The sequence below is a fragment of the Morganella morganii genome, assembly GCF_019243775.1.
In the GTDB taxonomy this organism is placed as follows: domain Bacteria; phylum Pseudomonadota; class Gammaproteobacteria; order Enterobacterales; family Enterobacteriaceae; genus Morganella; species Morganella morganii.
The window spans coordinates 3388075-3401174 of sequence record NZ_CP069157.1; the positions used below are offsets into that span (position 1 = coordinate 3388075).

The window sequence follows — 13100 nt, forward strand, 5'->3', positions numbered from 1 at the left end:
ACATTCAGTATCAACTAGGTAAGGAGGTGATCCAACCGCAGGTTCCCCCTACGGTTACCTTGTTACGACTTCACCCCAGTCATGAATCACAAAGTGGTAAGCGCCCTCCCGGAGGTTAAGCTACCTACTTCTTTTGCAACCCACTCCCATGGTGTGACGGGCGGTGTGTACAAGGCCCGGGAACGTATTCACCGTAGCATTCTGATCTACGATTACTAGCGATTCCGACTTCATGGAGTCGAGTTGCAGACTCCAATCCGGACTACGACGTACTTTATGAGTTCCGCTTGCCCTCGCGGGTCGCTTCCCTTTGTATACGCCATTGTAGCACGTGTGTAGCCCTGCTCGTAAGGGCCATGATGACTTGACGTCATCCCCACCTTCCTCCGGTTTATCACCGGCAGTCTCCTTTGAGTTCCCGCCATCACGCGCTGGCAACAAAGGATAAGGGTTGCGCTCGTTGCGGGACTTAACCCAACATTTCACAACACGAGCTGACGACAGCCATGCAGCACCTGTCTCAGAGTTCCCGAAGGCACCAAAGCATCTCTGCTAAGTTCTCTGGATGTCAAGAGTAGGTAAGGTTCTTCGCGTTGCATCGAATTAAACCACATGCTCCACCGCTTGTGCGGGCCCCCGTCAATTCATTTGAGTTTTAACCTTGCGGCCGTACTCCCCAGGCGGTCGACTTAACGCGTTAGCTCCGGAAGCCACGCCTCAAGGGCACAACCTCCAAGTCGACATCGTTTACAGCGTGGACTACCAGGGTATCTAATCCTGTTTGCTCCCCACGCTTTCGCACCTGAGCGTCAGTCTTTGTCCAGGGGGCCGCCTTCGCCACCGGTATTCCTCCACATCTCTACGCATTTCACCGCTACACATGGAATTCTACCCCCCCTCTACAAGACTCTAGCTGACCAGTATCAGATGCAATTCCCGGGTTAAGCCCGGGGATTTCACATCTGACTCAATCAACCGCCTGCGTGCGCTTTACGCCCAGTAATTCCGATTAACGCTTGCACCCTCCGTATTACCGCGGCTGCTGGCACGGAGTTAGCCGGTGCTTCTTCTGTCGGTAACGTCAATTGCCAAGGTTATTAACCTTGACACCTTCCTCCCGACTGAAAGTACTTTACAACCCGAAGGCCTTCTTCATACACGCGGCATGGCTGCATCAGGCTTGCGCCCATTGTGCAATATTCCCCACTGCTGCCTCCCGTAGGAGTCTGGGCCGTGTCTCAGTCCCAGTGTGGCTGATCATCCTCTCAGACCAGCTAGGGATTCGTCGCCCAGGTAAGCCGTTACCTTACCTGTCAGCTAATCCCATATGGGTTCATCTGATGGCGCGAGGCCCGGAGGTCCCCGCTTTGGTCCGAAGACATTATGCGGTATTAGCTACCGTTTCCAGTAGTTATCCCCCGCCATCAGGCAGATCCCCATACATTACTCACCCGTCCGCCGCTCGTCAGCAGAGAAGCAAGCTTCCCCCTGTTACCGCCCGACTTGCATGTGTTAGGCCTGCCGCCAGCGTTCAATCTGAGCCATGATCAAACTCTTCAATTAAAAGTGTCTGATGCTCAAAGAATTAAACTGTTTACTGCTGCTTATTACTAAGCTGCTGTATTGGTCACTCTTCAAGACTTCTCAAAAATAATATTTTTTGTGATATGTCCTGCGAGTGCCCACACAGATTGTCTGATAAATTGTTAAAGAGCAGTTGCAACATTCGCTGCCGTTGCCGGTCTTCTGCGTTGTTGCGAGGCTGCGTATATTACGTTTCCAGCCCCTTCGAGTCAAGCGTTGTTTTTCAACTTTCCGCTTTTTCTCTTTCTGCCGGAACCGCGTGTTATCGCGTTGTTCCGTGTCAGTGGTGGCGCATTATAGGGAGCTTTTCGTTTTGCACAACCTTTTTTTTTGAATTTTCTTATTAACTGTCTGTCTTTTGAGCATCATGTCTTATTTTCCGGCAATTATGCCCGAAAGTTGCATTGCCTCCGGTAAACTCTCTCATTAAGATCACCAAAATACATTTATATTCTGAGGTAATTATTGTGAATAAACTCCGTCCCTATCTGACATTAACCCCTTCTGTCGGTAAAAATGTCATGATCGATGACTCCTCCGTCATTATCGGTGATGTGCGTCTGGCTGATGATGTCGGTATCTGGCCGCTGGTTGTTGCCCGGGGAGATGTCAATTACATTCAGATTGGTCAGCGTACCAATATTCAGGACGGCTCCGTATTACATGTCACTCACCAGACGGCAGATAACCCGGCCGGTCACCCGCTGATTATCGGTGAGGATGTTACCGTCGGCCATAAAGTGATGCTGCACGGCTGCACTATCGGTAACCGTGTCCTGGTCGGTATGGGTTCAATCCTGCTGGATGGAGTGGTGGTAGAGGATGATGTAATTATCGGCGCGGGCAGTCTGGTCTCTCCCGGCAAACGTCTGGAAAGCGGCTACCTGTATCTCGGCAGCCCTGCCAAAGCCGTCCGTCCGCTGAAACCGGAAGAATATGAAGGGCTGAAATATTCAGCCAATAACTATGTTATGTGGAAAAATAATTATCTGTCACAGGGCAACCGGTAAGGCGGCTCATCCGCCTCACCTTTTTCAATGAATTCCGCAAACTCTTCCTCCAGATCCCAGCGGTTCCGGCGGAAGAGAACCAGCATATCCTCCCCGGGAGCCGTTCCGTAACGGGATTGCAGGTATTGTGCAGAGACGCGGCAATCTGATAAAAAGCCGTTGATCATCACCGGAAAAACAATGCACTCCCGATCATCATCCCGTGATTCGCGGTCCGGAAACTGAATGGACTGGTTCATGATGTCATCTTCTGTTTGAGTTTTGTCAGTACCGGTGCAATATCCGGCAATACACCATGCCATAACCTGAATGCAAAAGCCGCCTGACCAGCCAGCATACCCAGCCCGTCAGCATACCGGGTTACACCGTTATCTGCGGCAAGCTGCAGAAAAGGTGTCAGCCCCGTACGGTAAAACATATCGTAACAGGCAACAGACGGATTCAGTAATGACTGAGGGATTTGCGGAACCGCGCCGTCCACCCCGGATGATGTGGCATTAATAATCAGTGAAAATCCGGTCGTTCCGGTTTCACTGACAGGCATTGCACTGACTTTTCCGTGACCGGCAAACCGCTCAGCCAGAGACTGCGCTTTGCTGAATGTCCGGTTGGTAATGGTAACAGCGCAACCTGCCTGCAACAGAGACAGCAACGCGCCGCGGGCTGCGCCACCTGCACCAATCAGCAGAATACTGTCGCCGGGGCGGATAAACATCAGCCGCTGCAAATCAATTACCAGTCCTTCACCGTCGGTATTATCCCCTGCCAGCCGTTTATCTTCTGTCAGATACAGGGTGTTTACCGCACCGCAGACCTGTGCCCGTTCACTCAGCTCATCCGCCAGCGCATGTGCCTGCTCTTTAAAAGGCAGTGTGACATTCGCCCCCAGCCCGCCTGCAGCAAAAAATGCAGAAACGCTGTCGCGGAAGCCGTCGAGCGGAGAGAGGATCCGTTCATAACTCAGCTCAATACCAAACTGTCCGGCAAATTCCTGATGAATAAAAGGTGACTGACTGTGTGCAATCGGATGGCCAAAAACGGCAAATTTTTTCATTCCGGGTCCTTTTGGTGTTCTGTCAGCCCTGGCGGTATAACTGCCCTGTCAGTACATCACGGATCTCAGACGGATTTTTCCGCCCGCCGACCAGCCCGTCAACCACCGGGATCCGTCCGTTAAACTGTGCATTTACTTCATCAGTTGTCCGGCATGGCTCCAGCCCGCTCAGGTTCGCACTGGTGGAGACCACCGGTTTGCCGTACGCCTGACATAATGCTTTGACCACCGGATGATCTGTCACGCGGACAGCCAGCGAGTCAAAACGGCCGGTCAGCCATTTTGGTGTGGCGGGTTTTGCCGGGATCACCCAGGTCACCGGGCCCGGCCAGGAGGCAAACATCGCTTCACGCTGCTCATCTGTCAGCCGTGAGTCATCAATATAAGGTTTTACCTGATCATAGTTATCTGCGATCAGAATCAGTCCTTTTTCCCACGGGCGCTGTTTCAGATCCAGCAGCGCCATCACGGCCTGCTCACTGTCAGGATCACAACCCAGGCCAAAAACAGCCTCTGTCGGATATGCGATAACTTCGTGGTTATTCAGGGCTTTTATAATTGTGTCGAAATTTGCTGTGGTTTGATTATGATTCATCATTATTCTCATTTTGTTCTTTTTGTCGTTTTGCGCAGGCTTTACTCGCACAACTTAATCTTACGCCTGTTGATGTCCTTTTTTCCACCAGCAGCGGATAACCACAATACTGACACTCACCGGCAACCGGTTTGCTGTTCAGTGAAAACTGGCAGGCAGGATAGCGGTTACAGGCATAAAAAACTTTACCGAACCGTGACTTACGCTGAAGTAACTTACCATCATGGCACTGCGGACAGGCCACCGTCGTTTCATCTGGTGAATCAATAGATGCAATATATTCACATTCCGGAAAATTTCCGCAGCCGATAAACATCCCGTAGCGCCCCTGGCGCAGCACCAGCGTCCCGCCGCACTGCGGGCACAACTGTCCGTCCAGCACTTTGATGATATGCCCGTCAGTACCGGCTTTCAGTGGACGGATGTAATCACATTCCGGATAAGCAGAACAGCCGAAAAAAGGCCCGTGGGCACCATTACGGATAACCAGCTCTCCGCCGCATTCCGGACAGCATTCCGCCGTTGATTTTGACATGATAATTTTACCTTACGCCGATACCGTTCAGTGATGCAGGCGGATATATCCCCCGCTGACCACGGCTATTTTACCTGATAACTCCAGCTGCAGCAGTTGTGTTGTCACCTCTGTGACCGGCAGCTCACACCGAGCGGCAATGATATCTGCCGGTGTCGGTTCATCATCCACATTAATCAGCACATGTGCAAACGGCAGTTCCTCCTGTACCGGTGTGATAATCACTTCCGGTGCTTCCGTGACCGGCGGCAGCGCCAGCCACTGCATATCCAGCGCGAGATGATCCGTGATATCAGCCGGTGCTGTCGCAATATAGGCGCCCTGCTGCAACAACCAGTGATTACCCTCATACGCCGGATTACCAAGCACCGCCGGTAACGTAAATACATCCCGCCCCTGTTCCAGTGCGCATTGTGCCGTAATTAATGACCCGCTGCGCCGTCCGGCCTCAATCACAATCAGCAGACGGCTTAACCCGCTGATTATCCGGTTACGGCGGGGAAAGTTTTTGGCCAGCGGCGGTACATCCGGAAAATATTCAGAGATAAGTGCGCCATTTTCTGTAATCTCCTCTGCCAGCGACCGGTGTTTTGCGGGATAAATATGAGACAGCCCGCTGCCGGATACCGCAACCGTCTTTCCGCCTGATGCCAGCGCCGCCTTATGGCAGCATCCGTCCACGCCCGCAGCCAGGCCGCTGGTTATCACCAGATTGTGCTGCACAAGATGCCGGGTAAAACAGTCCCCCCACTTTTCGCCGTAATGGGTAACCGCGCGGCTGCCCACCATACTGACCTGCGGGGCAGATAACACCTCATACTGCCCTGCCACAAAAAGCACAAGCGGAGGTGAATAGATCTGCTTTAATAAAAACGGATAGTGTGGTGATGACAGGGGTAATATCATGTTACCCGGTGAATCAGCCCATATAAGTGCCGTTTTCAGCCTGGATGTATTCACATTCATGAATTGCTGACACTGTACCAGTGTAAGTCCGCACTGATGTAACTGGCGGCGGATCTCACCGTTTTTCTGTGTGCAGGTCTCTGTCAGTATTGTCGCAGCACTGACAGCATGATGTGCACTTAACCGCCTGATACACGCCAGACGTAACCAAATTTCCCTTTCATCCATTGCGCCATCCTGACTGAGCCTGTGATAAAAATGCGGTGTCCGCTGCGGGCAATACTGTCAATCAGGCTGATAACTGTCTAGAATAGACATTAATTTCCATCCATTTTTTAGATAGAACACGAAAAAATCTATGGCGTTATTAACTGTATTACATTATCCCGACGAGCGGCTTCGCAAGATTGCAAAGCCGGTTGAAAAAGTCGATGCCGGCATTCAGAAGATTGTCGATGATATGTTCGAAACCATGTACGACGAAGAAGGTATTGGTCTGGCAGCCACTCAGGTTGATATCCACCAGCGCATTATCGTGATTGATGTGTCAGAAGAGCGGAATGAGCGCCTGGTGCTGATCAACCCGGAACTGCTGGAAAAATCCGGAGAAGCCGGAATCGAAGAAGGTTGTTTATCGATTCCTGAGCAGCGGGCATTCGTACCGCGTGCCGAGCACGTTAAAATCCGGGCGCTGGACTATAACGGCGAGCCTTTCGAGCTGGAAACCGGCGATCTGCTGGCAATTTGTATCCAGCATGAAATGGATCACCTGGAAGGTAAATTATTTGTCGATTACCTTTCCGCTATGAAGCGCCAGCGCATCCGTCAGAAAGTCGAAAAACTGGACAGACTCAGAGCCCGGTCTTAATACCCGCAGTCTTTATCTGCCACAGACCGCAGCAGCGCACGGGCACTGTTATTGTTTATGGCATTATTATTTTTACAGGAAAGCAACGTGTCAGATTCATTACGTATTATCTTTGCAGGAACGCCTGATTTTGCCGCACGTCACCTCGATGCCCTGATTCAGTCAGAGCACAATGTCGTTGGCGTCTTAACCATGCCGGATCGCCCTGCCGGCCGCGGGAAAAAAATCACCGCGGGCCCGGTAAAAGAACTGGCACAGCAGCACGATATTCCTGTTTTCCAGCCATCCACGCTGCGCAAAGAAGAAAATCACCAGTGGATACGTGACCAGCAGGCGGACATTATGATTGTCGTAGCCTACGGGATGATTTTGCCGCAGGCAGTGCTGGATATTCCGCGTCTTGGATGCCTGAATGTTCACGGTTCCCTGTTACCGGCATGGCGTGGTGCGGCGCCTATCCAGCGTGCATTGTGGGCCGGTGATACCAAAACCGGGGTCACCATCATGCAGATGGATGCCGGCCTGGATACCGGCGATATGCTGTATAAAGCTGAGTGTGATATCACATCAGAAGATACCAGTGCATCCCTGTATGAAAAACTCGCCGGTATCGGCCCGCAGGCACTGTTACAGACACTGTCTCTGGTGTGTCAGAATGCACTCCGCCCTGAAAAACAGGATGACACCCTGGTTACCTATGCAGAAAAACTGAGCAAAGAAGAAGCCCGGCTGGACTGGTCTCTTTCTGCCGCACAGTTAGACCGCTGTATACGTGCCTTCAATCCGTGGCCAATCAGTTATATGGTGATTGATGAGCAGCCGGTGAAAGTCTGGCAGGCCAATGCGATTGCGGAACAGACTTCCGCAGCGCCGGGAACGGTTATCCGTGCGGATAAAAACGGCATTCAGGTTGCCACTGCAGAAGGGATCCTGAATATCACACAGTTACAGCCTGCCGGGAAAAAACCGATGTCAGCCGCTGATATTCTGAATTCCCGCAAAGAATGGTTTACCCCGGGAAATTCACTGTAATTTTGTTTCATAACCGGCATTCCCCGCGTGGTATGCCGGTCCCCCTTTCTCTTTATCGCTTGCCGGCATACCGGAATCACAATGAAAAACAGCTATAACTTACGCAGCATTGCTGCCCGTATCATCAGCCAGGTCCTGGATCAGGGACAGTCACTCAGCGCACTTCTGCCTGAATATCAGCGGGATATCAACCCGAAAGATAAAGCATTACTGCAGGAATTATGTTTTGGTGTGATGCGGGTGCTGCCGGAGCTTGAATGGTACAGCCAGCAGCTGATGGCAAAACCGCTGACCGGTAAGCAGCGGGTACTGCATTATCTGATTCTGGTCGGTTTTTATCAGCTCCGTTATACACGGATCCCGGCACACGCAGCACTATCCGAAACGGTTGACGGTGCTGTGACACTGAAAAAACCACAGCTGAAAGGACTGATTAACGGCGTGCTGCGTCAGTTCCAGCGTCAGGAGCAGGTGTTGTCCGAGCGTTTTGCTAATAATGAAAGCCGCTGGCTGCATCCGAAATGGCTGCTGTCGCGGATTCAGGCGGCATATCCTGACAACTGGGAAGCTGTTATTACGGCAAATAATGAAAAACCGCCGATGTGGCTACGGGTTAACCGTAACCATCATTCCGCTCAGGAATATCAGGCGCTGCTGACAGAGAAGGATATTGAAGCCTTTTATAATCCGGCATATCCGGATGCACTGCGTCTGGCAGTTCCCTGCCCGGTCACTGATCTGCCCGGGTTTGCTGATGGCTGGGTCACCGTGCAGGACAGCTCCGCTCAGGGCTGTGCATTACTACTTGATCCGCAGAATGATGAGACTATTTTAGATTTGTGCGCGGCACCCGGCGGGAAGACCACCCACATTTTAGAGATAGCGCCCCGCGCTCATGTCATGGCTGTTGATGTGGATAAACAGCGTTTAACCCGGGTTAATGAGAATTTACAACGACTTAAACAAAACGCGGTGGTGAAAACCGGTGACGGCCGTTATCCGGAACAATGGGCAGAATCACAGACATTCGATCGCATTTTGCTGGATGCACCTTGCTCCGCGACCGGCGTTATCCGCCGCCATCCGGACATTAAATGGCTGCGCCGTGATAATGACATCAATGAGCTGGCGGCACTGCAACGGGAAATTCTGGACGCTGTCTGGCCTTATCTCAAACCCGGCGGCACACTGGTCTATGCAACCTGTTCTGTATTACCGGAAGAGAATATTCATCAGATAAATAATTTCCTCTCTTCGCACCGTGATGCTGTATTAACCGATACACCGGCAACAGGCTACCAGATGCTGCCGGATGCGCAGAGCGGAGACGGATTTTTTTACGCTAAACTGGTTAAACAGGCACTTTCTGCCTGATAAACAACCCGGACGATCATTTATATGAAAATTATTATTCTCGGTGCCGGTCAGGTCGGCGGCACACTGGCAGAAAACTTAGTGGATGAAAACAACGATATTACTGTTGTGGATACCAACCCGGACAGGCTGCGTCAGTTACAGGATAAATTCGATCTCCGGGTAATAAACGGTGCTGGCTCTCATCCGCGGGTACTGCGGGAAGCGGGCGCTGAAGACGCGGATATGCTCGTCGCGGTGACCAACTCCGATGAAACCAATATGATCGCCTGCCAGGTTGCATACACGCTGTTCAATACACCGAATAAGATCGCCCGTATCCGCTCTTCTGAGTATGTCCGGGAAGCTGATAAATTATTTTTACCGGAAGCGATCCCGATCGATCACCTGATCGCCCCTGAGCAGTTAGTGATCGACAGCATCTATAAACTGATCCAGTACCCCGGTGCTCTCCAGGTTGTAAATTTTGCCGAAGGGCGTGTCAGTATTGTTGCCGTGAAAGCCTATTACGGCGGTTCGCTGGTCGGAAACGCCCTTTCCAGCCTGCGCGAGCATATGCCGCATATTGAAACACGGGTTGTAGCCATCTTCCGCCAGGACAGACCGATTCGTCCGCAAGGTTCAACCATCATTGAAGCCGGTGATGAAGTATTTTTTGTCGCCGCATCCGAGCATATCCGTGCGGTGATGAGTGAATTACAGCGTCTGGAAAAACCGTATAAGCGGATCATGATTGTCGGCGGCGGGAACGTCGGCGCCGGTCTGGCACTGCGTATCGAGAAAGACTATAACGTCAAACTGATCGAGCACAACGCCAACCGGGCAACCGACCTCGCTGAGCTGCTGCATGACACCATTGTTTTTTATGGAGATGCCTCTGATCAGGAATTATTAGCAGAAGAACATATTGAGCAGGTTGACGTCTTTATTGCCCTGACCAACGATGACGAAGCCAATATTATGTCCGCGATGCTCGCCAAGCGCATGGGTGCCAAGAAAGCAATGGTGCTTATCCAGCGCAGTGCCTATGTGGATCTGGTCCAGGGCGGCGTGATTGATATCGCTATCTCCCCGCAGCAGGCCACCATTTCTGCATTACTCGGCCATGTGCGTAAAGCAGATATTGTCAGTGTATCGTCATTACGACGCGGTGTTGCTGAGGCGATTGAGGCTATCGCACATGGCGATGAAAATACGTCAAAAGTTGTCGGACGCAAAATTGCCGATATTAAGCTCCCGCCGGGCACTATTATTGGTGCGATTGTCAGAGATGAGCAGGTTATTATTGCGAATGACGAGCACAGTATTGAACAGGGAGACCATGTCGTGCTGTTCATCACTGACAAACGCCACGTACCCGAGGTGGAGAAGCTCTTCCAGCCAAGTCCGTTCTTCTTATAAATAAGTACTTAATATTTTGATAGTAAATACTATTGATTTATACTTGAGAATGACAACTTGTTAACATTTTGGGTAAGGAAAAGGGTATGAGCTTCATAAAAGAGTTTCGTGAATTTGCGATGCGCGGCAATGTCGTTGATATGGCTGTCGGTATCATTATCGGTGCGGCATTCGGCAAAATTGTGTCCTCATTAGTTGCTGATGTCATCATGCCACCACTCGGTTTACTGATCGGCGGGATCGACTTCAAACAGTTTGCCGTTGTACTGCGGGAAGCCAGCGGAGATGTGCCTGCTGTTGTACTGAATTATGGTGTATTCCTGCAAACCGTCTTTGATTTCGTTATCGTTGCGTTTGCTATCTTCATTGCCATCAAAATGCTGAATAAATTACGCCGCGAACAGGCTGAAGCACCTGCGGAGCCGCCGGCACCGTCAGCAGAAGAAACATTACTGACTGAAATCCGTGATTTATTAAAAGAACAAAAGAAATAATAAACTAAAAGGCCAGTAGTAAAAGATTATCTAATCGTTTACTACTGGCCTCCCGGTAATCTGCCTTGTTGTGTTTTTCTTTCCGGTTGTAACTCCCTTTACCTTTCTTATTTTTTTCTACTCTCTGCCGGAACAACGGATCGGATAGCAGTGCTTCCAGGGCGTTATCTTGTATTACGCCACGCTTGTGAGCATATTTTGTCATAGTAACCTCATTGATTATGTTTACTCTCTTTTTGTGAACAGCCACAGGGCTCTGTCGCACCTTGTTCCAGGATCTCCAGAATGGTGCATTGTGAACTGACATGTGCCGTTCCGCAACAGGCATCACTCAGCATCTTCAGAGAATCCCGCATTCGCTGCATTTCGACTAACTTCGTTTCCACATCTTTCAGCCGATCATCCACAATTTGCTTTGATTCACGGCAGGTGTGATGTTCAGGATCAACCCGGATCGATAACAGTTCCGTGATCGCTTCCAGTGTAAACCCTAATTGTTTTGCATACCGGATAAAGCGCAGCCGGTGCAGATCCTGCTCAGTATACAAACGATAGCCGCCATCCGTTCGGGTCTGATGATCCATCATGCCCTGTTTTTCATAAAAACGGATCGTATCCGGTGTCACTTCTGCAAGTTTTGCTAACTGACCAATTCGGTACATCGGCAACCTCCTGACATCATCTGGCCTGAAGCCATCATATCAGAATAGTAAAATGTTGTATGTCGTTGGCAGAGATATGGGGCTGAGGAAAGTAACTTCAAGGGCAGGATTAACAGAAATAAAAAAACCGGGTAAAAACCCGGTTTTTTTACGCAGTAACAGATTACTCTGCTGCTGCTTCAGTCTGGGATTCAGCGCGGTCAACAAGCTCAATGTAAGCCATTGGAGCATTGTCACCAGCACGGAAACCACATTTCAGAATGCGGGTGTAACCACCTGCACGCTGAGCGAAACGTGGTCCCAGCTCGTTGAACAGTTTTGCCACGATTTCGTTATCACGAGTACGGGCGAATGCTAAACGACGGTTAGCAACGCTATCCGTTTTAGCCAGGGTAATCAACGGCTCAACAACGCGACGCAGTTCTTTTGCCTTAGGCAAAGTCGTCTTGATAATTTCGTGACGAACTAAAGAACCGGCCATGTTACGAAACATAGCTTGGCGATGGCTGCTGTTGCGGTTCAATTGACGACCACTCATACGATGGCGCATGACCTTATCCTTCTCAGTAAAACCTTAACCTGTGATCTTATTCGTCAGCAATACTTGCCGGCGGCCAATTTTCCAGACGCATGCCCAGAGATAAGCCGCGAGATGCCAGAACGTCCTTAATTTCAGTAAGAGATTTCTTACCGAGGTTAGGTGTTTTGAGCAACTCAACTTCTGTACGCTGTACCAGATCACCGATGTAGTGGATTGCTTCTGCCTTGAGACAGTTAGCAGAGCGGACAGTCAATTCGAGATCGTCTACTGGGCGCAGTAAAATCGGATCGAATTCTGGTTTTTCTTCTTTCACTTCCGGCTGACGAACATCACGTAAGTCAACGAAAGCTTCCAGTTGTTCGGCCAGAATGGTTGCCGCACGACGAATTGATTCTTCTGGATCAATCGTGCCGTTGGTTTCCATTTCGATAACCAATTTATCCAAGTCGGTACGCTGCTCAACACGTGCTGCTTCAACATTGTAAGCAATACGCTCAACTGGGCTGTAGCACGCGTCTACTAACAGACGACCGATTGGGCGCTCATCTTCTTCCGAATGAATTCGGGCAGAAGCTGGAACATAACCACGACCACGCTGAACTTTGATGCGCATATTAATAGATGCGCCTTCGTCAGTGAGATGGCAAATTACATGCTCCGGCTTGACGATTTCAACATCACCGTCATGGATGATGTCGGCTGCAGTCACAGGGCCAATGCCAGATTTATTCAGAGTTAAGATGACTTCATCTTTTCCCTGAAGTTTTACCGCCAGCCCTTTCAGGTTGAGCAGAATTTCCAGGATATCTTCCTGTACACCTTCTTTAGTGCTGTACTCATGGAGTACACCATCAATCTCAACCTCAGTTACCGCACAACCCGGCATAGACGAAAGCAGAATACGGCGCAGTGCGTTACCCAGAGTATGGCCAAAGCCACGCTCTAATGGTTCAAGGGTCACCTTGGCGTGCGTCGAACTGATTTGCTCGATATCAACCAGGCGCGGTTTAAGAAACTCTGTCACAGAACCCTGCATTGTGTCCT

15 protein-coding genes and 1 rRNA gene are annotated in these 13100 nt (G+C 50.5%); 6 read left to right on the plus strand and 10 right to left on the minus strand.

Going from position 1 to position 13100, the window contains the following annotated elements:
- Positions 1-19 precede the first annotated feature (19 nt).
- Positions 20-1563: ribosomal RNA gene (locus JL661_RS16150) — 16S ribosomal RNA — on the minus strand.
- A 485-nt stretch (positions 1564-2048) separates the two neighbouring features.
- On the opposite strand from JL661_RS16150, the gene JL661_RS16155 reads away from it, so the two are divergent.
- Positions 2049-2594 (plus strand): gamma carbonic anhydrase family protein, encoded by a 546-nt coding sequence (locus JL661_RS16155; RefSeq protein WP_032099228.1) that lies wholly within the window; start codon positions 2049-2051, stop codon positions 2592-2594.
- Here the strand turns inward: JL661_RS16155 and JL661_RS16160 are convergent.
- The 5 genes from JL661_RS16160 to dprA are packed head-to-tail and all read right to left on the minus strand — an operon-like array spanning position 2570 to position 5912.
- Positions 2570-2833: a DUF1488 family protein gene (locus JL661_RS16160; RefSeq protein WP_036418982.1), complete on the minus strand. Its 264-nt coding sequence runs from the start codon at positions 2831-2833 to the stop codon at positions 2570-2572. The genes JL661_RS16155 and JL661_RS16160 overlap by 25 nt on opposite strands.
- Positions 2830-3648 (minus strand): shikimate dehydrogenase, encoded by an 819-nt coding sequence (gene aroE, locus JL661_RS16165; protein ID WP_062773586.1) that lies wholly within the window; start codon positions 3646-3648, stop codon positions 2830-2832. The genes JL661_RS16160 and aroE overlap by 4 nt, the downstream gene beginning before the upstream one ends.
- A 22-nt stretch (positions 3649-3670) precedes the next feature.
- Positions 3671-4243, minus strand: coding sequence for an L-threonylcarbamoyladenylate synthase type 1 TsaC (gene tsaC / locus JL661_RS16170; protein ID WP_062773588.1), 573 nt, complete (start codon positions 4241-4243; stop codon positions 3671-3673).
- On the minus strand, positions 4233-4778 hold the full coding sequence (locus tag JL661_RS16175) for a DNA topoisomerase family protein (RefSeq protein WP_004242257.1): 546 nt from the start codon (positions 4776-4778) through the stop codon (positions 4233-4235). The genes tsaC and JL661_RS16175 overlap by 11 nt, the downstream gene beginning before the upstream one ends.
- 27 nt (positions 4779-4805) lie before the next feature.
- The gene (gene dprA / locus JL661_RS16180; protein ID WP_004238601.1) at positions 4806-5912 is read right to left on the minus strand and encodes a DNA-processing protein DprA; all 1107 of its coding nucleotides are present in this window, start codon (positions 5910-5912) and stop codon (positions 4806-4808) included.
- A gap of 130 nt (positions 5913-6042) precedes the next feature.
- Between dprA and def the strand changes: the two genes are divergently transcribed.
- The 5 genes from def to mscL all read left to right on the plus strand — a co-directional run bounded on the left by def (position 6043) and on the right by mscL (position 10853).
- Entirely contained in the window at positions 6043-6552 is a 510-nt protein-coding gene (gene def, locus JL661_RS16185; RefSeq protein ID WP_004238602.1) for a peptide deformylase, read from the plus strand.
- 87 nt (positions 6553-6639) lie between these two features.
- Entirely contained in the window at positions 6640-7584 is a 945-nt protein-coding gene (fmt, locus tag JL661_RS16190; protein ID WP_015422328.1) for a methionyl-tRNA formyltransferase, read from the plus strand.
- Between the two features lie 81 nt (positions 7585-7665).
- The gene (rsmB, locus tag JL661_RS16195; RefSeq protein WP_062773591.1) at positions 7666-8958 is read left to right on the plus strand and encodes a 16S rRNA (cytosine(967)-C(5))-methyltransferase RsmB; all 1293 of its coding nucleotides are present in this window, start codon (positions 7666-7668) and stop codon (positions 8956-8958) included.
- A 24-nt stretch (positions 8959-8982) separates the two neighbouring features.
- Positions 8983-10359: a Trk system potassium transporter TrkA gene (trkA, locus tag JL661_RS16200; protein ID WP_004238605.1), complete on the plus strand. Its 1377-nt coding sequence runs from the start codon at positions 8983-8985 to the stop codon at positions 10357-10359.
- Positions 10360-10445: 86 nt separating this feature from the next.
- Positions 10446-10853, plus strand: a complete 408-nt coding sequence (gene mscL, locus JL661_RS16205) for a large-conductance mechanosensitive channel protein MscL (RefSeq protein ID WP_004242253.1) — start codon at positions 10446-10448, stop codon at positions 10851-10853.
- A 4-nt stretch (positions 10854-10857) separates the two neighbouring features.
- Here the strand turns inward: mscL and JL661_RS16210 are convergent, their stop codons facing one another.
- The 4 genes from JL661_RS16210 to JL661_RS16225 all read right to left on the minus strand — a co-directional run bounded on the left by JL661_RS16210 (position 10858) and on the right by JL661_RS16225 (position 13092).
- Positions 10858-11058, minus strand: coding sequence for an alternative ribosome-rescue factor A (locus JL661_RS16210; RefSeq protein WP_015422329.1), 201 nt, complete (start codon positions 11056-11058; stop codon positions 10858-10860).
- Positions 11059-11065: 7 nt separating this feature from the next.
- Positions 11066-11515: a Zn(2+)-responsive transcriptional regulator gene (gene zntR / locus JL661_RS16215; RefSeq protein ID WP_004238607.1), complete on the minus strand. Its 450-nt coding sequence runs from the start codon at positions 11513-11515 to the stop codon at positions 11066-11068.
- A gap of 163 nt (positions 11516-11678) precedes the next feature.
- A complete protein-coding gene (rplQ, locus tag JL661_RS16220) occupies positions 11679-12065 on the minus strand; it encodes a 50S ribosomal protein L17 (protein WP_015422330.1) in 387 nt (128 codons plus the stop codon).
- Between the two features lie 37 nt (positions 12066-12102).
- The gene (locus JL661_RS16225; RefSeq protein WP_004238609.1) at positions 12103-13092 is read right to left on the minus strand and encodes a DNA-directed RNA polymerase subunit alpha; all 990 of its coding nucleotides are present in this window, start codon (positions 13090-13092) and stop codon (positions 12103-12105) included.
- Positions 13093-13100: the final 8 nt, after the last annotated feature.

Bases quoted from the DNA above. Each gene is read 5' to 3' on its own strand.
- JL661_RS16225 (WP_004238609.1), bottom strand. From the start codon at position 13,092: ATGCAGGGTTCTGTGACAGAGTTTCTTAAACCGCGCCTGGTTGATATC.
- def (WP_004238602.1), top strand. From the start codon at position 6,043: ATGGCGTTATTAACTGTATTACATTATCCCGACGAGCGGCTTCGCAAG.
- JL661_RS16210 (WP_015422329.1), bottom strand. From the start codon at position 11,058: ATGACAAAATATGCTCACAAGCGTGGCGTAATACAAGATAACGCCCTG.
- mscL (WP_004242253.1), top strand. From the start codon at position 10,446: ATGAGCTTCATAAAAGAGTTTCGTGAATTTGCGATGCGCGGCAATGTC.
- trkA (WP_004238605.1), top strand. From the start codon at position 8,983: ATGAAAATTATTATTCTCGGTGCCGGTCAGGTCGGCGGCACACTGGCA.
- zntR (WP_004238607.1), bottom strand. From the start codon at position 11,515: ATGTACCGAATTGGTCAGTTAGCAAAACTTGCAGAAGTGACACCGGAT.
- rsmB (WP_062773591.1), top strand. From the start codon at position 7,666: ATGAAAAACAGCTATAACTTACGCAGCATTGCTGCCCGTATCATCAGC.
- JL661_RS16160 (WP_036418982.1), bottom strand. From the start codon at position 2,833: ATGAACCAGTCCATTCAGTTTCCGGACCGCGAATCACGGGATGATGAT.
- tsaC (WP_062773588.1), bottom strand. From the start codon at position 4,243: ATGAATCATAATCAAACCACAGCAAATTTCGACACAATTATAAAAGCC.
- aroE (WP_062773586.1), bottom strand. From the start codon at position 3,648: ATGAAAAAATTTGCCGTTTTTGGCCATCCGATTGCACACAGTCAGTCA.
- JL661_RS16175 (WP_004242257.1), bottom strand. From the start codon at position 4,778: ATGTCAAAATCAACGGCGGAATGCTGTCCGGAATGCGGCGGAGAGCTG.
- rplQ (WP_015422330.1), bottom strand. From the start codon at position 12,065: ATGCGCCATCGTATGAGTGGTCGTCAATTGAACCGCAACAGCAGCCAT.
- dprA (WP_004238601.1), bottom strand. From the start codon at position 5,912: ATGGATGAAAGGGAAATTTGGTTACGTCTGGCGTGTATCAGGCGGTTA.